The 19374-nt window shown below is 57.8% G+C and carries 16 protein-coding genes; 9 read left to right on the top strand and 7 right to left on the bottom strand.

Features of this window, described 5'->3' with window-relative positions:
* Positions 1–74 precede the first annotated feature (74 nt).
* The 4 genes from Q0915_RS17595 to Q0915_RS17610 all read left to right on the top strand — a co-directional run bounded on the left by Q0915_RS17595 (position 75) and on the right by Q0915_RS17610 (position 4347).
* Positions 75–1589 (top strand): sugar ABC transporter ATP-binding protein, encoded by a 1515-nt coding sequence (locus Q0915_RS17595; protein WP_299476265.1) that lies wholly within the window; start codon positions 75–77, stop codon positions 1587–1589.
* A gap of 10 nt (positions 1590–1599) precedes the next feature.
* Positions 1600–2613 carry an ABC transporter permease gene (locus tag Q0915_RS17600; protein ID WP_299476267.1) on the top strand — a complete coding sequence of 338 codons (1014 nt, stop codon included), beginning with the start codon at positions 1600–1602 and terminating at the stop codon, positions 2611–2613.
* A gap of 54 nt (positions 2614–2667) precedes the next feature.
* A complete protein-coding gene (locus Q0915_RS17605; protein WP_299477076.1) occupies positions 2668–3690 on the top strand; it encodes a substrate-binding domain-containing protein in 1023 nt (340 codons plus the stop codon).
* A gap of 228 nt (positions 3691–3918) precedes the next feature.
* A complete protein-coding gene (locus tag Q0915_RS17610; RefSeq protein ID WP_299476269.1) occupies positions 3919–4347 on the top strand; it encodes a peptidylprolyl isomerase in 429 nt (142 codons plus the stop codon).
* A gap of 94 nt (positions 4348–4441) precedes the next feature.
* On the opposite strand, the gene Q0915_RS17615 is transcribed toward Q0915_RS17610, so the two are convergent.
* Positions 4442–5671 (bottom strand): MFS transporter, encoded by a 1230-nt coding sequence (locus Q0915_RS17615; RefSeq protein ID WP_299476271.1) that lies wholly within the window; start codon positions 5669–5671, stop codon positions 4442–4444.
* Positions 5672–5846: 175 nt separating this feature from the next.
* Between Q0915_RS17615 and Q0915_RS17620 the strand changes: the two genes are divergently transcribed.
* From Q0915_RS17620 to Q0915_RS17640, 5 genes are all read left to right on the top strand, one after another.
* Positions 5847–7055, top strand: a complete 1209-nt coding sequence (locus Q0915_RS17620; RefSeq protein WP_299476273.1) for an SLC13 family permease — start codon at positions 5847–5849, stop codon at positions 7053–7055.
* Between the two features lie 151 nt (positions 7056–7206).
* Complete coding sequence (gene sppA, locus Q0915_RS17625) at positions 7207–8193, top strand: signal peptide peptidase SppA (protein WP_299476274.1); 987 nt, start codon at positions 7207–7209, stop codon at positions 8191–8193.
* A 15-nt stretch (positions 8194–8208) separates the two neighbouring features.
* A complete protein-coding gene (gene ihfB, locus Q0915_RS17630) occupies positions 8209–8508 on the top strand; it encodes an integration host factor subunit beta (RefSeq protein WP_299476276.1) in 300 nt (99 codons plus the stop codon).
* Between the two features lie 55 nt (positions 8509–8563).
* Positions 8564–8929, top strand: coding sequence for a LapA family protein (locus Q0915_RS17635; protein WP_299476277.1), 366 nt, complete (start codon positions 8564–8566; stop codon positions 8927–8929).
* A gap of 14 nt (positions 8930–8943) precedes the next feature.
* Positions 8944–9852, top strand: coding sequence for an ornithine cyclodeaminase (locus Q0915_RS17640; RefSeq protein WP_299476280.1), 909 nt, complete (start codon positions 8944–8946; stop codon positions 9850–9852).
* A gap of 297 nt (positions 9853–10149) precedes the next feature.
* Here Q0915_RS17640 and Q0915_RS17645 read toward each other — a convergent pair whose 3' ends face one another.
* The 6 genes from Q0915_RS17645 to addB all read right to left on the bottom strand — a co-directional run bounded on the left by Q0915_RS17645 (position 10150) and on the right by addB (position 19147).
* Positions 10150–10536: a VOC family protein gene (locus Q0915_RS17645; protein WP_299476283.1), complete on the bottom strand. Its 387-nt coding sequence runs from the start codon at positions 10534–10536 to the stop codon at positions 10150–10152.
* 88 nt (positions 10537–10624) lie between these two features.
* On the bottom strand, positions 10625–11236 hold the full coding sequence (locus Q0915_RS17650; RefSeq protein WP_299476286.1) for a trimeric intracellular cation channel family protein: 612 nt from the start codon (positions 11234–11236) through the stop codon (positions 10625–10627).
* Positions 11237–11312: 76 nt separating this feature from the next.
* Positions 11313–11951 carry a nucleotide exchange factor GrpE gene (grpE, locus tag Q0915_RS17655; RefSeq protein WP_299476290.1) on the bottom strand — a complete coding sequence of 213 codons (639 nt, stop codon included), beginning with the start codon at positions 11949–11951 and terminating at the stop codon, positions 11313–11315.
* A 143-nt stretch (positions 11952–12094) separates the two neighbouring features.
* Positions 12095–12415, bottom strand: coding sequence for a thioredoxin (trxA, locus tag Q0915_RS17660; RefSeq protein WP_299476293.1), 321 nt, complete (start codon positions 12413–12415; stop codon positions 12095–12097).
* Between the two features lie 85 nt (positions 12416–12500).
* Positions 12501–16013 carry a double-strand break repair helicase AddA gene (gene addA, locus Q0915_RS17665; RefSeq protein WP_299476296.1) on the bottom strand — a complete coding sequence of 1171 codons (3513 nt, stop codon included), beginning with the start codon at positions 16011–16013 and terminating at the stop codon, positions 12501–12503.
* Positions 16010–19147, bottom strand: coding sequence for a double-strand break repair protein AddB (addB, locus tag Q0915_RS17670; protein WP_299476299.1), 3138 nt, complete (start codon positions 19145–19147; stop codon positions 16010–16012). Before addB ends, addA begins: the two co-directional genes overlap by 4 nt.
* Between the last annotated feature and the right edge of the window lie 227 nt (positions 19148–19374).

The following is a 19374-nucleotide window of genomic DNA, read 5'->3' on the forward strand; positions in this document are numbered from 1 at the left end:
GTTGACAAATGACTATATTGCATGTTGTATCAATGACAAGCGGGAGAGGAGCCCGCAAAAAATTGGGAGGAACGGTGCAAAACGTCACCTGCAAACTCCGCGGTCTGGAAAAGTCCTTCGGGCAGAATCACGTTCTCAAGGGCATCGATCTGGATCTGCGGTCCGGGGAAGTCACTGCGTTGATGGGGGCCAACGGTGCCGGCAAGTCAACGCTCGTCAAAGTGCTGTGCGGCTACCACTTTGCCGACGCAGGTGAGATCGAGCTTGGCGGAAAACCGTTTTCGCCGGCAGACGCCGCAGACGCGATCTCCAAAGGCGTCGTGACCGTTCACCAGTCCATTGACGATGGCGTCATCCCCGACCTTGACGTTGCGACCAACCTGACGCTCGACCGGTTGACGGAGCCGGGTGTCGGCCTGTTCGTCAATGACAGGAAGCTCCGCAATCAGGCCCGGAAAGTTGCCGAAAGCATGGGCCTGACTATGGATGTGCGCATGCGGGTCGCCGACCTTGACGTCGCGGACCGGCAGATGATCGCAATCGCTCGCGCGATGGCGAGATCACCAAAGCTGCTTATCCTGGACGAACCGACCTCATCGCTCTCTTCCACCGAAGCCGAACGCTTGTTCGAGCTGATCGACCGGTTGCGCGGCGAAGGCGTCGCAATTCTTTATATTTCACACCGCATGTCCGACATCAGGCGGGTCGCCGACCGGATCATTTCCATGCGGGACGGGGCAATCTCCGGCGTATTCGAAACAGAACCGCTTGATTATGTCGGGGCTGTCAACGCCATGCTCGGCCACCAGATGACAGAGGTCGACATCGATCCCGTTCAAGGTGGTGAAACCGTGCTGCGCCTGGACAAGCTCAGGCTGTTCGCCGATAGCCGGGACATCAATTTTGAAGCACGGGAAGGCGAAGTGGTCGCCTTTACCGGATTGCTCGGGAGCGGCAAGACGCGTCTTGCCGAAGTCATCTACGGTCTTGCCGAACCTGCGGGCGGACATCTTGACCTGGATGGCAAGTCCTATCGGCCGACAGATTCGGGCGACGCTGTCTCAAAAGGCGTTTTCATGTCTCCAAAGGACCGGAGCATCAATGCCGTCGTGCCGGACTTCGACATTGCCAACAACATGACCGTACCGTTCCTCGGCGCTTTCAGTAGCCTGTCTTTTTTGAATGACAAAAAGCAGCGAACCGCGGCCAGGGACATGATCGAAAAAATCGGCGTCGTCTGTCAGAGTGACGGGGACGCCATCGATACACTGTCGGGCGGCAACCAGCAGAAAGTCATGATCGGCCGCTGGCTCCTGAAGGCATCACGTGTGCTCCTGCTGGACGAACCGTTTCAAGGTGTCGATATCGGTGCGCGGCGCGATATCGGCCGTTACATCCGGCAAACCGCAAAAGGCCGAACAACGCTTGTCTTTGTCGCGGAGATCGACGAAGCGCTTGAAATCGCCGACCGGATCGTCGTGCTGAACGAAGCCGCGATCGCGGGCGAATACATCAATCAAAATGTTGACCTGAACAGCCTGGTCGCGGACGTGTCCGGCCCCGGTGAACGACTGGCTCTTGCAGGATGAAGTTTAAAAAATGAACAGCAGTGCACTCGATTTTGCAATTAAGTACGGTTTCCTGATCCTGCTCGGCGGGCTTGCTTTGTTCTTTTCACTTTATGCAAGCGGATTTGCCAGCCCGCGATCAGCTGTTTTCGTTTTGCAGTCGGTTGCCATAACCGGCATCTTGGCACTTGGTGTCACTTGCACCCTTGTCGTCGGAGGCTTTGACCTTTCCATCGGCTCCGTTGCGACCTCCGCGCTGATGCTGTCGGCCTACACCATGGTAATCCTGGAACAATCGGCTTTCGTTGCAGTCGCGCTGTGTCTGCTGATGGGCGCTCTGGTCGGGCTCGTGAACGGATTGCTGATCGTCAAGATGCGTGTGCCTGACCTTTTGGCGACGCTCGGCATGATGTTTCTCCTGATCGGGCTGCAGCGCATTCCGACACAGGGCAACTCGATCGCAACCGGGATGAGCCTGGAGGACGGGTCCGTGGCGGAAGGTACTTTCTCCGCTGCATTCCTTTGGCTCGGCCGCCACCGGTTCGATCTCTTTCTCGACCGTCTTATGCCGGTGCCGGTCGTTGTCTTCCTGTTGATTGCGGTGCTGATCTGGCTCTTTCTCGGCTATACGCGGCACGGACGGCTCATGTACGCGATCGGGTCAAACGAACGAGCAGCCGGGCTCGTCGGTACCAACGTTCATCGCTACAAGGTCGTGGCCTACATGATTTCCGGGATGCTCGCTTCTGTCGGAGGCATTCTCCTGGCGGCGCGCCTCGGACGCGGCGACATTGCGTCCGGAAACAATCTGCTGCTCGACAGTGTTGCCGCGGCGCTGATCGGTTTCGCCGTGCTCGGCGCGGCCCGTCCAAACGCGTTCGGAACGGCTGCGGGCGCGTTGTTCGTCGGAATCCTGCTTCAGGGCCTGACCATGATGAACGCACCTTACTACATGCAGGATTTTGTAAAAGGGGCCGTTCTGGTCGCCGCACTTGTCTTTACATTCTATCTGTCTTCGCGGCGCGGGGGCAGGAGAACAGCGTGACGCCTGAAGGCGCCGCTCATATTGGGAGGAAACAATATGTTCAGACGTGAATTCATGAAACTGGCTCTTGCAGCCGGAGTTGGTCTTGGAGGCGGCAGCGCGTTTGCCGCGGACATGCCTGCTCCCTTCGACAAGCCCGAGGACGTCAAGATCGCGCTCGTGCGCTATCTTTCGACCGGTGACTTTTTCCAGTCCTATCTGTCCGGCGTCGAGAAGCAGGCCGAGGCACTCGGTGTGGACCTGCGCGTTTTCGACAGCCGACAGGATGCAGCGCTTCAGGCAGACATGGTGGACCAGGCGATCGCCCTTGGCGTCGATGGCATCGTCATTCAACATGGCTTGACCGAGTCCATGAAACCGGCCGCACAGCGCGCAGTTGACGCGGGCATCAAGGTTGTCGCCTTTGACGTGAATGTCGAGAACGACGCCATCCCCCAGGTGGAGCAATCGGATTATCTGCTTGGAAAAATGGCTCTTGAGCAGGCGATCAAGGACAACGGCACCTCCTTTACCGCAGGTTACGTCTACGTTCCGGGCATTGCGCCGCTCGACCGCCGAGACAAGGCCTGGAAGGAAGTGAAGGGTGACAATCCGGGCATCAAGGAAGCGGCGATGTTCGGCACGCTGGACAATCCGATTGCCAACTCCGTTGCAAACCAGGCACGGTCGGTGCTTCAGGCAAATCCGACCATCAACGTGGTGTTCGCGCCTTATGACGAGTTCGCAAAGGGCGTCAAGATCGCGGTTGACGAGGCCGGGCTGAACCAGGACATCAAGATTTACTCGGCAGATGTATCGACTGCCGATATTTCCGCCATGCGCGAGCCGGACTCCGCCTGGGCTGCAACTGTCGCCACCAACCCTGCCGTGGTCGGCGAGGTAAGCGTTCGCACGCTTGCCCTGATGCTGGCCGGTGAAGACCCCGGAAAGCAGGTGATCGTTCCGCCGACCCTGATCACGCAGGACTTCCTCAACGAACAGGACGTGCGCAACATGGAGGATCTCGGCGAAAAGATGCCCCAGTTCCAGCATGCGGACGTTTCCGTCGCCGAATGGATCCCGCTTCCCGCGCGGTGATCCAGGCATGAACAATCGCTGCAAACCCGGTCCCGCGCGACCGGGTTTGCTTCCACGACCAGGCATCCGGATGCCGGTGCAAACTTCCTGCGTCTTAATCTTAAGACCATCGTAAATCTTGCAAGCTTTACAAATTTGCCCGGTGCTTTACGGTGCCGTCCGGCGACGAGCATCCGCATCCCGACGCGGCCTCAAAATTCAACTCAAGACAGGATTGCGAAACGCATAATGACCGAAGCCAAAGCCGGTGACACGGTTCGTCTTCACTACAAGGGCACGCTTGATGACGGGTCCGTATTCGACTCGTCCGAAGGACGGGAACCACTTGAGTTTACTGTCGGGTCCGGCCAGATCATTCCAGGTCTCGACCAGGCGATTCCTGGCATGAAAGTCGGCGACGAAAAGACCGTTCGCGTTGAAGCGGAGAACGCATACGGGCCGATCAACCTCGAAGCCAGACAATCGGTACCGCGCGCCAATATTCCTGACACCGTTCCCCTTGAGATCGGATTGCAGCTTCAGGCTCAGACCGAAAATGGCGGCGTCATGAGTGTGACCGTCGTTGAGTTTTCCGATGACGAGGTCGTACTGGACGCGAACCACCCGCTGGCAGGTCAGGCCCTGACATTTGAAATCCAGATGGTCGGAATCAATTGATCAGGTTCTTCATCGGCGCGCCGGTACAACATTGAACAATCTCAAAAACCCACCTTCCGGTGGGTTTTGGCTGAGAATTCTCAAGCGACAGCGATTATTCTGACACCGCTGCTTGTGGATTGTCCGGTTTGTCCCGGACCAGCGTTTCTTCCATGAACAAGACGTAGATGATCAAGCCGACCGTTGCCGTTGCCGCAAGGCTGAGAAACGCGACGGTGTAGCTGGTAAACTGCACAATGTACTCCGCGACAATGTTGCTGAGCGAAGCGCCTATCCCGATCAGCATTGCCAGAACACCCTGGGCGAAATTGAAGCGGCCCGTTCCGGCAGTGATATCGGCAAGAACAAGCAGAAAGACCATAGCGAAAATACCGTTTGCAACGCCGTCCAGCGCCTGGATCGCGACCAGCGCGTAGGTATTGTCGAACTGGCTGAACAGGATACCGCGAACCGGCAATACCAGAAACGCGATCAGAAGCAGCGGTTTACGGCCCCACACATCTGCCTTCTTGCCACAGAAAATCGCCATCCCGATCATGACAAGCTGAGCTGCAATCACGCAGGCGGCCGTGAAAGCGACGCCGTGCTCTGCATCGCTGTTGGATGACAGTTTCTGGCTGACCAACGGCAACATGGACGCATTGGCCGAGTGAAACAGAAAGATGCAGATGGCAAAGACCAACAGGCGCCGGTCTTCAAACAGACTGAAGATACCCTCAGGAGATTTAGCGCCGGTGTTTTCTTCGCCGACACCGCCGCGGGCAAGATCGTGATCGATCGCATCCTTGTTGATCAGCAGCGCGCAAAAAATCATGCCGCACGCCATTGCCGCCACAAGCCAGAATACGCCAAGAGCCGACCAGGTCAGCGCCAGAATTGCAGCGAGCATCGCCGCGATCATGTTGCCAGCATGGTTCCAGGCCTGGTTTGCACTGGTCTGTCTCGTGAAATAAGCGTGCCCGACCAGTCCCAGGGTCACGGCGGCAATAAGGGGCCCGAGAAACGCTGATGCGGACCCGATCAGGATCTGGGCCGTGTAAACCGCATAAGCGTCGTTGAAAACCAGAATCCCGATGGTGCTTGTGGCAATTGCGATCGCGCAAATGATCAGCAAGGTGCGTTTCCATTTCACCGTATCGACGATAGCACCCGCTGGCGATTGCATGACAACCGTCGCAATGCTCCCCGCGGCGAGCGCGAAACCAATCGCGCCCGGTGACCAGTGCTGAAGCGTAAGCAGGTAGATCGCGAGATAGGGGCCGATACCACCCACCACGTCTCCGGCGAAGAAATTCACGCCCAGCAACGGTTTGTTCAACTGCATGTCCTGCGCCCCGGCGTTCCTTGGGTTTTCGACTTGATTCACAAGTATCATAAACAGGAACTGGAATTCGGATTTTAATGCGTCTTAAAATAGAATAACAATGTCTTTCAACAGAATTTGCGCGAGAACTGATTAGATGCCTTTAAGTTTAATTGTATCTATATTTGTTTTTTTCATGATCGCAATCAGGCAATGGCTGCCAGATTGGCTTAAAATCTGGATGATCATGACCATTGGCGCCGTATTTCTTTTGGTTACTGGAAATATTTCACCTACGGAAGCTTTGAAAGCGATCGACTGGAACGTCATCGCCTATTTATTTGGTGTATTTGCTATCTCCCATGCCCTTTTCGCTTGCGGTATTTCTTTGAAGGTGAGCAACTGGATCTGTGCCGAAAACCGGTCCGTGCCGCAAATCCTTTTCTTCTTCATTTTGTTCGTGACAGCAGTCTCTGCGGTGCTTACGAACGACGCTGCAGCGGCAATCGGGACACCGATTGCCATTGCGATTGCGGCCAGCCTGGGCATCTCCGCAGCTCTGCCGCTGATTGCGCTGTGTGTCTCGGTGACTGTCGGCAGCATGTTTTCTCCGGTCGGAAACCCTCAGAACCTGCTGATTGTCGCAGACGGGCATTTCAACAATCCGGTTGGGGTTTTTCTGGAATGGCTCGCTGTTCCGGGCCTGATCTCGCTGGCCTTCACACTGCTCTGGTTCTGGTTTTGCTTTTCAAGAACGCCGAAGGGAAATGCACCGCAACATGTCGCACCGGAAGAGCAGACAAGCCGCCGCTGGCCGGCATTGCTTGCCACAGGGCTATTGTGTGTGCTCGTCATAACAGACAGCGTTGCCCATGAAAGCGACTGGCTGCCAGACCTGCCGCTCGGTGCACTCAGCCTGATCGCAGCGGTTCCCTTGTTTCTGTTTTCCTCGAACCGGCTTCAGCTGGTCAAGGAGGTGGACTGGCATACGCTGGTTTTCTTTGTGGCCATGTTCATCGTGACCGGTGCTGTCCTGAAGTCCGGCGCGCTGCAGGAATGGCTCAGCCCCTGGCATGATCAACTCGGCGAACCGTTGCTTGTGACTTCCATCGCATTTTTCGGCAGTCAGGTGTTTTCAAACGTTCCGCTCGTGGAGATCTATCTGAACCTGCTCAAAGGCCATGACACGCCTACGCTGATGTTGCTCTCCGGGATTTCGACGCTCGCCGGAAATCTTTTTATCCTCAGCGCGGCCAGCAACGTGATCATCGTTCAGCAGAGCGAAAAACACGGTGTGACACCGTTCCAGTTCTGGCAGTTCACGCGCTACGTTTTGCCGGTGACCGTGGTTTCTCTGCTCGTTTGCTATGCATGGATCGCCTTCCTGGTCTCGATTTCAGAATGAGATCGGGAGCTGTCGGCGTTAATTTTTCTGCCTGCCTGCCCTAATCTGCCGCAATCTGATGCCAAAGTCCGATAAGCGATTGCAATTTTCCCAACACTCACCCTATGTAGGTTATTGGTTTTCATAAGATCTTGATCGGAGCGACCTGTTCATGCCTGTAGACGTTGACGCGCTGGTGGATAGACGAAGATTGCGGCGTAAAGTGACTTTCTGGCGTGCAGCGACGTTTTTGGTGATTGCAGCGGCTCTCATTGCCGGTCTGGCCTATGCATCCGGCGTCTCCGGGCTCTCCAAGCGCTCTGCTCACATTGCGCGCATCCCTGTCGAAGGGGTGATTGTCGAGAATCGCAAGACGCTCAAGATGATTGAAAAGATCGCCAAGGCGGATGCGGTTAAGGGTGTCGTGATTTCCATCAACTCGCCCGGCGGAAGCACAACAGGGGGCGAAGCACTTTATCAGGCCCTGCGGGAACTGGCCGAGAAAAAGCCGGTCGTTGCCGAAATCCGCACGGTAGGCACTTCAGCCGGTTACATGGTTGCGCTCGCATCCGATCACATCGTCGCCCGATACAACACGATCACCGGTTCGATCGGTGTGCTGTTCCAGTTCGGAAATCTTGAAAAGCTTCTGGAAACCGTTGGTGTCCAGATGGAGGCGGTCAAAAGCGCGCCGCTCAAGGCAGAGCCGGACTTTTATTCCGCCACCACGCCTCAGGCACGTGCGATGCTGCAATCGCTCGTCAACGACTCCTACGACTGGTTTGTCGGACTGGTTGCCGAACGGCGTCAGCTCGAACCGGCGACTGCACGCGAACTCGCCAACGGGCGCATCCTGACCGGTCATAGCGCGTTGGAAAACAAGCTCGTCGATGCAATTGGCGGAGAGGATACCGCCGTTGCATGGCTGGAGACTGAAAAGGGCGTTGCCAAGGATCTGCCGGTCGTCACGTGGACGACAAACGAAAACCTTGAAGAGCTGCCGTTTTCGTCCCGGATTTCGCGGGAATTGGGAAAAGGTATCGGATCAGCTGTCATAAACCCGCTAAATGACGCTAAGGGGCTGATTCCTCGAGGCCTTACGCTTGACGGGCTCGTATCCGTTTGGCAGGCTTCTGACGCGGCAGAACAAAAACCGTAAGCGAGGGGGCTCTCCATGATCAAATCTGAGCTGGTTCAGCATATCGCAGAACAGAATCCGCATCTCTACCAGCGAGATGTCGAGAACATTGTCAATGCGATCCTGGATGAGATTACCGAGGCCCTCATGCGCGGAGATCGGGTCGAGTTGCGTGGTTTCGGTGCGTTTTCCGTCAAAAACCGCCCAGCACGCGTTGGACGCAACCCGCGTACCGGGCAGAAGGTGGAAGTGGATGAGAAACACGTTCCCTTCTTCAAAACCGGAAAAGAAATGCGTATACGTCTGAACGACGGTGTCGATCACGGCGACGACTGACCGAAGGTCACCTGTCCGAATTTGAATTTTGACCTGAACCCGCCAGGAGAGCGCAGTGACCCGTTTCATCAAGAATGTGATCCTATTCGCAATCGCGGTGGTTCTGGTTCCCCTTTCGGTCGCCAACAGGCATACGGTCAACCTGTCTCTCAATCCTTTCGATCCGCAGGATCCGAGGCTGACGATCCCTGAGATCCCGCTTTTCTGGGTGATCTTTGCAAGTCTTGCCGTCGGGATTGTTGTCGGAGGATTGGGCGCATGGGCAAAGCAGGGACGCTGGCGCAAGGAGGCACGTCTCAAACGCCGGGAAGCCGATATGTGGCACAAGGAAGCCGATCAGCTGCGTGAAATGACAGGGGCATCCCAACCTGCGGCGAACACCAAAGGGCTCCCGGGACCGGACAAGCGTTCGGCGGCCTAGGGCGCAGATCGCGCATGCGAATAATCTCCAGCGATGAGATTGATGCCTGTCTGGAGGACAGGGAAGTTCTTGAGACGCTCCGCAGCGCTTACAGGTCGAATATCGTCGCTCCCCCGTCCCCTGATTTCCGCGTCAATCGCCTGAACGGCATGTCGGGCGCTCTTGCCGTGCAACCCGCCTGGACAAATTTTTCAGCCCAGAACGACGTGGAACGCGGCTATGTCGGATGCAGCTTGGCGCTCAATCTGCCCGAAAACAGAAGTGTTTCGTCGAACCTTTACATTCTCTTTTCCGGAACAGGCGCTCAACCGATAGCCTTGATCGACGGAATGCGCCTCGGAACATGGCGGATAGCGGGTGTGCACGCACTTGCGATGTCGTATCTGGCGCGGGAGGATACATCGCGGCTCCTGGTCATCGGCGACAATCCGCGTCTGCCCAGAGTGCTTGCCGCCTATGCCACGGCGCGAAACCTGACGTCGGTCCTTTTCGCGGGAACATCACCGGAAGTGCGGAAAAAGGCTGCCAGTCAACCGGCGTTGTCGAATGTGCATCTTGGCGAAACGAGCGAAATCCATGCCGCGCAGGAAGGGGCCGACATGATCTGCATCGCAGGTCCGGACATTAACACCGGCACGTTTCACGCACTTACCTATCTTGACCCGCCCGCCGGTTGTCACATCGACATACTGGATATGACCTCAAGTCTGTCCTCCGAGCTTCTGGAAGACGTACGCCTGTTCACTACAGATTTGTCAGACCCGCCCCGGGCCGAACTCGAATGGGCTGCCGATCTGTCGGAGCTTGCCAAGGGGAATAAAGCCGGGCGCCGGTATTACGGACAAAGGACCTTGTTCCTTCCGGGCAAGAGAACCGGGCTCACGGACTTCACACTTGCCGCACACATTTTTTTGAGAACCTGAGATCTGGATATTGTCCCATGCGACACCACATTTGGTTGCAGCAGGGGGAGAATTCCGGACTGCCACCTCTTTACCGGCTGGCAACAAAAGCAGGGAAGAGCCGCGGTTCACAGATACCGTTTTGCAAAGGAGCAGGACATGCTGAGGACACTTGCCTATTCGGCAAGCCTACCAGCAATTTCGATTGGTCTGATTTTTTACGTGTCAGCCACATCGGGGCTGGTCTACTAGGCCAAACAGAAGCCGGTTCTGAAAGGAACCGGCTTTGTTTGTTTTGAAAGCAAGTTCCTGCCTAAATCAGTTCGCCATTTCCGTTGGCGTCATCCATCCTTGAACAGCACCACCAACGTCCTTAAGGATCGCGATCCTGCCGATGCCCGGTACATCGAACGGTGGCCGCATCACATCGCCGCCGTGCGCAACGGCGAGTTCGAGACGCTCATCGACATTATCGACAGCGATATAGGACATCCAATGCTCGGGAACGCCGTCGAAATGCGGACCTTCCATAGTGAAGAGGCCTGCAACCGGATTTTCGCCAAGCTTTGCCAAGACATAAACACCGCCACCATCCATAGGCATCTCTGTAAATGTCCAGCCCAGGCACTTTTCATAAAACTCCCGGGCTTTTCCGGTATCCCGGGTCATCAGTTCATTCCAGTAGAATACACCGTGTTCAACCATTGCGACCTCCACGCATGACCAGTCTGCCGGGACCACGTTACCGTCATCGGCCGTACATTGCCACGCCAAGCACACATTTGAGGTCACTTCAGTTTTCGGCCTTGTTCCGATAGCCCGGCAACGTCCACCCGCGCAGGATCGCGCCGCCTCGCAGAACGAGTGCAATCGTTGCGGCAACAATCGCTGCCAGGATTTGCGGCGTGCCCAGAAGGCTCAGACACACAAAGCTGCCGGCACCGGCAAAAGCCGCACTTACGTAGATTTCAGGTTTGACGATCGCAGACGCTTCTCCGGCGATCGTGTCGCGAATGACGCCTCCGAATGTGGCGGTTGCAACGCCCATCAGGATTGCGACCAATACCGTGTCCCCCACCGACATCGCCTTCGCAGCACCCATGACCGAATAGGCCGAGATGCCGACTGCGTCCGCCCATCGCAAGGGTTTGCCCAGCCGTTCAATCCGATCCGCCAATACCCAGACACTCACGGAGACGACCAGACACACCAAAAGGTATGTTTCGTTCTCCACCCAGAAGACCGGGACGCCAAGCAGCAAATCTCTCAAGGTTCCGCCGCCGACGCCGGTGACCGTTGCAAAAAACAAAAGCGCAATGAAATCCAGCTGCTTTCTGGATGCGACAATACCGCCGGTTACCGCGAAAACGGCAACACCCAGATAATCAAGCAACTGTAGCAGCATCGGTTACTCCAGCAAAAAACCGCTTCCCGCATATGCCGGAAGCGGCTTCCAAGGACAAATTCGAAATATGCGCGCGTCAGGCGCTCTTGTCGACCGTCTGGCCAGCGTCGCCGGTTTCCTGGGCCTGCGGTGCCGGTGCCTCCTTCGGCCCGCCCTTGGAAACTCCGACCATCGCCGGGCGCAGCACACGCTCGCCAATGACGTAACCTGCCTGAACAACCTGGACAACCGTATTGTTCGGGACTTCCGTGTTCGGGACTTCGAACATGGCCTGGTGGAAGTTCGGGTCAAACTTCTGCCCTTCGGGCTCAAGCTTTCGCACGCCGTTCTTTTCGAGCTGGTTCAGCAGATCACGTTCGATCATTTCAACGCCCTCGATCAGTGCCGCGATACCCGCATCTGCATTTTTGCGGTCCTCGTCCGGCAAGGCGTCGAGCGCGCGGCGCAGATTGTCAGACACAGTCAGCATGTCGCGCGCAAAACCCGAGACGGCGTATTGGCGCGCGTCCTTGATTTCCTTTTCGGTCCGCCGCCGCAGATTTTCCATCTCGGCCATCGTACGCAGGGCGCGGTCCTTGAACTCCGCGTTTTCCGCTTTCAGAACCTCGATCGGATCGACTGCAGCTCCAGGCATTTCAGGTCCCGCCGCCGCGGCGTCGGCCTCGGGCGCTGCATCCGTCGGTTGTTCTTCCGGGGTGTTGTTCTCGTCACTCATGAATGTTCCGTTCGGCTCAAACTCTTTGCGGTTGCTTATAAGACCGGCAGCAGAGATTTCAAAGCAAATCGGCGGACAAGCCGTTGCCTGTCCGCCGGATGCGTTCCTTTTGTCCGCAGCCGGGCAGCCGCTGAAAAACCTTGTTAGATTGCGCTCTTGATCCAGTCGGACAATTTACCTTTCGGCGCCGCGCCGACCTGGGTCGCCATCGGCTCACCATCCTTGAACAGGATCAGCATCGGGATCGACCGGACGCCGTATTTCATGGCCATGTCCTGATTCTCATCGATGTTGAGCTTTGTGATTTTCACCGCACCATCCATCTCTTCGGAGATTTCTTCCAGGGCCGGTGCAATCATTTTACACGGGCCGCACCATTCAGCCCAGAAATCGACCACAACGGGGCCTTCGGATTTCAGGACCTCGGTTTCAAAGGATGCATCGGTAACTTGAGTGGTTGCCATAACTAGATCTCGTGGTTCGAAAATGCGCGCCTACACGATGTAAGCGCGCCAGTTGGCCCGAAGGTAGGTAGCAGGGCGTCCGTCGTCAAGCTGAAGTGCCGTCCGGTTTCAGTGAGGCCAGCGTCCGATCCAGAATATCGGCGGGAATTTCCATCAATGCGGGTCGAGCTGTCCACAATAGATAAGCCGAGACGGGACGATCCGGATAAATCTGGGAGAGCAATTCCCTGTAAACACAAAGCTGTGCGCGGTACTCGAGCGGAACGGCGTCCACCACACCGGGCGGGCGGGCGTTGGTCTTGTAATCCACAATCACAACCCGTTCATCGGTGACAATCAGGCGGTCAATCTGTCCGGAAACCTCAACTTGCGTGCCATCGCTCGCGCGAATCGTTCCGACCAGCGAGACTTCGGCCTGCGATGTGCCATCGAACAGCGGCGCAAACTCATCAGCATGCAAGATCGACGAGATCTCGTTCAGCAAATCTTGCCTGTTTGCCGAAAATTCCGGCTTTAGAACCTGTTTCAGAAATCTGTCCGCCGCACCGCTTCTTTCATCTTCGGGAACGCCTGGCAAAAGTTCCAGCAGCCTGTGGACCAGACGCCCCTTTTCGAGCGGCCAGGACTCCGGCTGGCTTTGCGCCTGGAGCCTGGCAAGGGCGGGAACAGGAACAATGCCGTCTTTTTCCTCCATGTCCTCAAAGGCTTTGGAGGGTTGCAGACGTCTGGTCTTCGGCAAGGGTACAACCTGTTCCCTGAGCCATTCCGGAATTTCAGTTGGTGCCGGTTTGCCAGGCTGTTCGCCCGGCGCCTCCTTCATGCGAACATCGCTTTCCTCCGCCGCCGGTGACTTTTGCCAGCGCCACCCGATCACGTTCCCGGATTGGTCGGTTTTCTCGCGCGCCTCCTGTTTCAACGCTCTTGCGACAAGCGCGTACCAGCAGTCTTCGTGAGCACCGCGTTTTGGCTCCCAGCCACAGACAATCAGGCGGTCTTCGGCGCGCGTGAGCGCGACGTAAAGCAAGCGCCTGTATTCTTCCGCCTGGGTTTCCCGCAGGCTTTCGACCGCTTCCTCGTGCCATGGCGTCCGATCGGCTTTCGGCGGCAACCAGATGAGCGCCGGTGGAAGAAGCTCATTGTCCATCCGCTGGCGCGGTAAAAACGCAGGATCGTGGATTGCGGAGACGGGCGCAGCACCTGGATCAACCAGGAAAACGGTCTTGGCTTCAAGTCCCTTGGAACCATGAACCGTCATGATCCGAACCATGCCTTTGGTGCTGGTCAATTCCCTTTTGATTTCTGTCGGCGCGGCCGCCATCCACGCCAGAAACCCTTCGAGGCCCGGGGTACCGGCCTGTTCGTAGGCCATTGTAAGTGCCAGAAACTCGTCGAGGACATCATCGACCTCAACACCGAGGCGGGCATGAAACGCCTTCCGGCCACCGTCGGCACCCAACAGTCGCGCATAGAATTCATATGGCGGGACAAAGTCGGCGCGCGCGCGCCAATCCTCGAAACGTGTCCGCACCGCCATCCACCTGTCAGATGTTTCGGAGCGTTTGACGAGCATTTGCCAAAGCGTGCCCGGACGGAGCTGTTCAGCACTTTCCCGCGCGACTTCCAACAGATTCTCATCAGTGAGCCCAAAGAGCGGGCTCTTCAGAACCGCCGCCAGGGACAGGTCGTCTTCCGGCAACAACAAAAAGCGCCCGAGCGCTGCAAGATCCTGCACCGCTATGTGCTCGGTCAACACAAGGCGGTCGCTGCCAGCAGCTGGAATTCCGCGCTCCTTCAGCTCTCTGTTCAACGCTTCCACAAAGGGACCGCGCTTGCGCACCAGGATCATGACATCGCCCGGGTCAGCTTCTCCGGTGCGCATCCAGTCTGCGATCTGCGATGCAATGCGCGCTGCGACCGTCAGCATCGGACTGCCAGAGCCGACGTGATCGACGGGCAGCCGCCAGTCATCGGGTTCTTCGATCTCTGCTTCTGCTTCAAGCGGCCAGATATCAACGATACCCGGATCGCGCCTTATGGCTTCGTGGACGGGCGCAGCCGTTTCCTGTGCCAGCCCGCGATGTGCCGATTCATCCTGAAAAACCGTATCCACCGCGCCGAGAACATCCGGCGTCGAGCGGAAGGACAGTTGAAGATTGACCGAATGAAACTCCTGCTCTGCCGCTTCTGCCTGTTTTGAAAAAGCCCGCCTCATGGCATCGAAATACGCAGGCACAGCACCCTGAAAAGAGTAGATCGACTGCTTTTCGTCACCGACAGCAAAGAGGGTTCTTGTCCTGTCACCGGCCCCGTCGCCAACGAAAAACTCGGATGCAAGCGATGTGACCACATCCCATTGACGCGGGCTCGTGTCCTGGGCTTCATCGACCAGAATGTGATCGAGTCCCTGGTCCAGCTTGTACTGCACCCATTGCGCCGCATCGGACTTTTGCAAGAGTGTTGCCGTCTTCACGACAAGATCCTCGAAATCCAGAAATCCGCGAGCGGTCTTGGCTCGTTCATAGTGACGGATCACAGCGTCCGCGAGCCGCAGCAAAGACGAGGTTCCCTCGAAGGTCCCTATTTTCCTGCGCGTGGACAACAAGTCCAGCAGGCGGTCCTGCTCGCCGGTCAGGGCTTCGATCATCTCGGGAAAATCCGCCGCGACTTTCTTGGTCGCAAGAGACTTTCTGGGTTCAAGCTTCGACGTCAAAAAGACCGCCAGCCAGGCGTCCCGAAACGTGTCCGGATCCTTGTGCCGCGCGGCACTCACCAGGGCATCGGCGCGTGCCTGATCTGTTTTGCTGCCGATCTTCAGAGCCTCTGCATAACTCAGGCACTGGTTCAAATCGAAGGGACATTCGGCACGGAAACGCTCATCAAAGCTCGCGAGCCGGTCCGTTGAAGATACCTCCAGCAAAACAGCAAGATCTGTGAGCGCGTTGTCCAGACCGCCGGCATCGACGATCCATCGGCGGAAGGAATCCCGGTTCTGGATCAGTTCCTCAAGCGCCTTTTGCGCACTCGCGTCGCTCATAAGACCGAGCACGGACGCGAGCGCCAAGCCCAAGGAGCTGCCGGGTTCGATTTCGGCCCTGTGCAGTACGCTCGCGCGTGCTTCAGCCATCAGTTCCGCGGCAATTCGGTCGTCAAGGACGGCGAAATGCCCCGCAACATTGGCTTCCAAGGGGAACTGATGAAGAAGCGCTTCGCAGAACCCGTGAATGGTCTGGATTTTCAACCCCCCGGGTGTTTCAAGCGCGCGCGCGAACAGCCGTCTGGCCAGCGCAATCCGTGCACTGTCCGGTGTCCGCCCCTCGATCTCCCGCAACTCCGTCGCCAGCGCGTCGTCTTCCATGGTGACCCAGTCACCGAGGATCCGGAACACCCGTGTCGCCATTTCCGCTGCTGCAGCCTTGGTGAAGGTCAATGCGAGGATCCGGCCCGGATCCGTTCCATCAAGCAGGAGGCGCACGACGCGGCGCGAAAGGACAAATGTCTTGCCCGACCCCGCATTCGCGCTAACCCAGGCAGACGCGCGCGGGCGTGACGCCAAGTCCTGCCTTTTGCGGGTCAGCTCGGGGATCTGGATACCGCTCACGCCGTGTCCTCGCTTCCAAGCGACCATTCCTTGGTGCGGGCGAGATGGTCATAGTCGCCATCCATCACCCGTTCGCGCATCACGCGTGCCCGTGAAAGATATCCGGTTTCCGCTTTTGCATAATGCGCAATCAGCTGTTCGAGACGCTGCCACGCGTCCTCGTTCAGGTCTTCCAGCGGCACGTCTTTCGGGTTGCGCAATACCGGTTCGACGCTGCTCTTCAATTGCAAATACAAAAGCTCGCAAACACGCTCCGTGGCCGGAACATCCTTGAATCCATAACGACTGATCATGGCCGCTTCGAGCGGCAGCTGTGGTGACAACAACGCATCGACCTGCTTCTGCGACGGCACCTGGCCGGTCTTATAGTCGATGACTGAAAGACCTCCTGCCTTCAGGACATCAATGCGATCCGCGCGGCCGCGCAACCGGAATTCAAAACCCGGCAACTTGAGTTCCACACCTCCACCGATTTCAAGGAACCTCTTGTCGATGGCCTTCGAGCGCTCGTCTTCAAAGGCCACGAAATCCGCTGCAATCTTTTGAAACCTCGGCCACCAGAGAGCCCGGATCGCAGGGAAAGCGTCCAAGGGACGGAAAAGACTTTCGCCGATCCGGATCAGGGCCTCAACGGCGGCGTCATCGAATGGTCCATTCCAGGTCGATAGGAACTGCGCCAGCGCATCATGGATCAGATTTCCCTTGTCGGCCGCGCCCGGCTCGCCGCCGATCGGGTCGACGGGCTGAAGGTCCAGAACATGGCGGGCAAATATCGCATAAGGATCCCGGATCAGCCTTTCTATTTCCGTGATCGAAAGCGACTTCGGCCGCGCGTTCAGGGGTGGTGCAGGCTTCGGTCGTGCAGCAGACCTGATCGGCCCATCCGGACGGTCCAGCCCTGCCGCCAGTCTGGAGTAGACGTTGCCGCGCTGTTCCATCGCGCCAGTGACTTCCGGTCCGGCCAGTGTGGTCAGTCTTTGCAGCCAGCGGGACGCGACCGTCGGCGCTCCGTCGGCGCGCCCGGCACGCGACAGCAGGATACGCTTTGCCCCCATGCCTTGCGCGAAATCGTGGGCAGCCGCACCCAGGCGGCGCTCCGGCGGTTCCAGGCCAATGTCCTGTTTCATCGGCCGGTTCAACCACGGGTCATTTCGGGTGCGCTGTGGCCAGACGCCTTCGTTCAGTCCGCCAAGAATGACAAAGTCGAAGCTCTGCAGCCGCGCTTCCATCGGGCCAAGGATCTGAACACGCTGATCACCCGGCAACCGGCGGCGCACTGCCTGTCCTGCCATCAGGGCGGGAAGCACCGTGGGCCATTCGGCAGGCGCAAATTCCAGACCGCCGCTGTCGGCTTCCAGAAGGTCGCCAAGAAACTGGGCGAGCGCTTCCCCTGCCTCGCCGGCAAAGAGTTCCGCAGAGCTGCCGTTCTCATCGATTGCGACAGCCTGAATGACTTCCAGATGACGCCGGGCAAGTTCCGTCACGGATACTGGCTCGGCACGGTCGGCGAGATCCTCAAGGGGGGCGAGCGCCGCCTTCAGCCGATCGACAAGATCGCCGATAACGTCCCAATCCGCCTCATGAACCTTTTTCCAGCGCGGTATGTGTGCCTTGCCGATCTCTTTTTGCGAAGCCTCAACCGCTGCCTTCAGCCCGTCCATTCCCGGAACAGCGCGAGGCCCGCGAACGACACCGCGCTCGAGCGCCCGGGCAGCAGACCGGATTTCCTTGTATGGCAGGCCGAGCCGGGCAAGCGGGTGCTTTAGCAGCGCAAGCAGGTCTATGGGTTCGCATCCGTTCAGCGCTAGCTTTGACGCCAGCAGCGAGAGGACCGCAGGCGCGGTCTGATCGAGCGGACGACCGGCGCTGTCATCCACCTGTATGTTCCAGCGCGACAGCTCGGCCGCCACGCGGCGTGTCAGCAGCCTGTCGGGTGAGATCAAGGCGGCAAGTTCTTGCCGCTCGATTGCCTCGCGAAGCGCGATGGCGAGGCTCAATGCTTCATCTGCTTCGTTACGTGCCACCAGGATGCCGACGTCCTTCAAGGCACCGCTGCGCTCGTCAATGCCTGTTTCACGAAGATAACCGGTCCAGCCATCCGACGTGTCGGCAGGACGAAGAGCCTGGGACACCAGTTTTTCTCTTTCCAGCGCTTCCCGGGCAAGGTTCGGGCCGAGATCGGTTATATCGGCTCTGGTGACACCCAGCCGGTCCAGCAATTGCTTGAGCGAATACTGCGGATGCGACGGCAAGGCCGATATACGCCTCTTGCCTGGCGGGCCCCTGCCGGGCTCACGCGCCTGCTGCTGCCCGATCGAGGTCCAGGATTTATCATCAAGATGCTGATCGACGCCGGGCAGCACGATCACGCCCTTTTCCAGACCCGCCACCACCTTCAACAGCTCTGACGTCGCCGGAACCGAGCCCGTAACGCCCGCGACTATCACCGGATCACGGAGCGCGGCATTCATAAGGCGTTGCGCTTCCCTGCGGATCAACGCGGATCTGCGCGCCTTCGGATCCATCCGCCCGGTCTCCTTCAAATGAGCCGGCCAGGCCTCCTGGACGATTTTCAGAAAGTCGAGAGTGATCTGCCAATACCGCGCAAAATCGTCCGGAACGAGCGTCGACAACTGTGTCCAGTCAGCTTCCTCGGTTTCGATTTCATCCATCAATGACAAGAGATCGGCGGCGAGCCATGCCGCGTCGGCCGTTGAAGCTGGAACCCCCAGTGGTTCGTCGAGGCGCAGGTCGAGCGCTTCACGCCGCAGAGTCCCCTTCCAGGCCTTGACGAGCCGCGTCATGGCCAGATGACGTTCCAGAAGCGGCATTGCCGGCGGAAGCGGCTCCAGATCGGCTTCCACCGCCAGGCTTTGAACATCTTCATCAGCGTCGCCTACCGGTCTGATCGTCGGCAGAAGCACCGGTTTGCCGCCAAATTTTTTCTGGAATACCCGCGGGAGGAGGCGCGCAGATCGCCGTGTCGGCAGATACAGGGTGACAGACGGCAACAGATGTGGCTCTGCCAGAGGGCAAAACCCTGGAATGAGGGTTCCATCGACGAGTGCATCAACAAGTGTTTCGAGAAATGGAACAGAGGGCGAGATGGAATAAAGACGCGCTCGTTCAGTCATGACCGGGCTCTAGGGTACGGACCCATAAATGAAGTTGATTTGGTTTGAATCGTTTTGGCCAGATGAAAGGAGCGAAAGCGCAGGAAATGTGGTTCATTTTCTAGCCTTTCGCGACGCTGCAGCTGGCCAAAACGGCCAAATCCGAAGGACGGCAAAATGGCTTCACCTCGCCGCGTCAACGTGCTTGACCGGGCACAAAGCCCGCTCTTCGCACGTTTCCTCGCGAG

This window comes from uncultured Roseibium sp., assembly GCF_947494555.1.
Taxonomy (GTDB): domain Bacteria; phylum Pseudomonadota; class Alphaproteobacteria; order Rhizobiales; family Stappiaceae; genus Roseibium.

Excerpts from the sequence above, each read along its gene's own strand:
- Q0915_RS17615 (WP_299476271.1), bottom strand. The coding sequence starts at position 5,671 with ATGCAGTTGAACAAACCGTTGCTGGGCGTGAATTTCTTCGCCGGAGAC.
- addB (WP_299476299.1), bottom strand. The coding sequence starts at position 19,147 with ATGACTGAACGAGCGCGTCTTTATTCCATCTCGCCCTCTGTTCCATTT.
- Q0915_RS17620 (WP_299476273.1), top strand. The coding sequence starts at position 5,847 with ATGATCGCAATCAGGCAATGGCTGCCAGATTGGCTTAAAATCTGGATG.
- Q0915_RS17650 (WP_299476286.1), bottom strand. The coding sequence starts at position 11,236 with ATGCTGCTACAGTTGCTTGATTATCTGGGTGTTGCCGTTTTCGCGGTA.
- sppA (WP_299476274.1), top strand. The coding sequence starts at position 7,207 with ATGCCTGTAGACGTTGACGCGCTGGTGGATAGACGAAGATTGCGGCGT.
- Q0915_RS17605 (WP_299477076.1), top strand. The coding sequence starts at position 2,668 with ATGAAACTGGCTCTTGCAGCCGGAGTTGGTCTTGGAGGCGGCAGCGCG.
- Q0915_RS17640 (WP_299476280.1), top strand. The coding sequence starts at position 8,944 with ATGCGAATAATCTCCAGCGATGAGATTGATGCCTGTCTGGAGGACAGG.
- Q0915_RS17600 (WP_299476267.1), top strand. The coding sequence starts at position 1,600 with ATGAACAGCAGTGCACTCGATTTTGCAATTAAGTACGGTTTCCTGATC.
- grpE (WP_299476290.1), bottom strand. The coding sequence starts at position 11,951 with ATGAGTGACGAGAACAACACCCCGGAAGAACAACCGACGGATGCAGCG.
- trxA (WP_299476293.1), bottom strand. The coding sequence starts at position 12,415 with ATGGCAACCACTCAAGTTACCGATGCATCCTTTGAAACCGAGGTCCTG.
- Q0915_RS17610 (WP_299476269.1), top strand. The coding sequence starts at position 3,919 with ATGACCGAAGCCAAAGCCGGTGACACGGTTCGTCTTCACTACAAGGGC.
- Q0915_RS17645 (WP_299476283.1), bottom strand. The coding sequence starts at position 10,536 with ATGGTTGAACACGGTGTATTCTACTGGAATGAACTGATGACCCGGGAT.
- ihfB (WP_299476276.1), top strand. The coding sequence starts at position 8,209 with ATGATCAAATCTGAGCTGGTTCAGCATATCGCAGAACAGAATCCGCAT.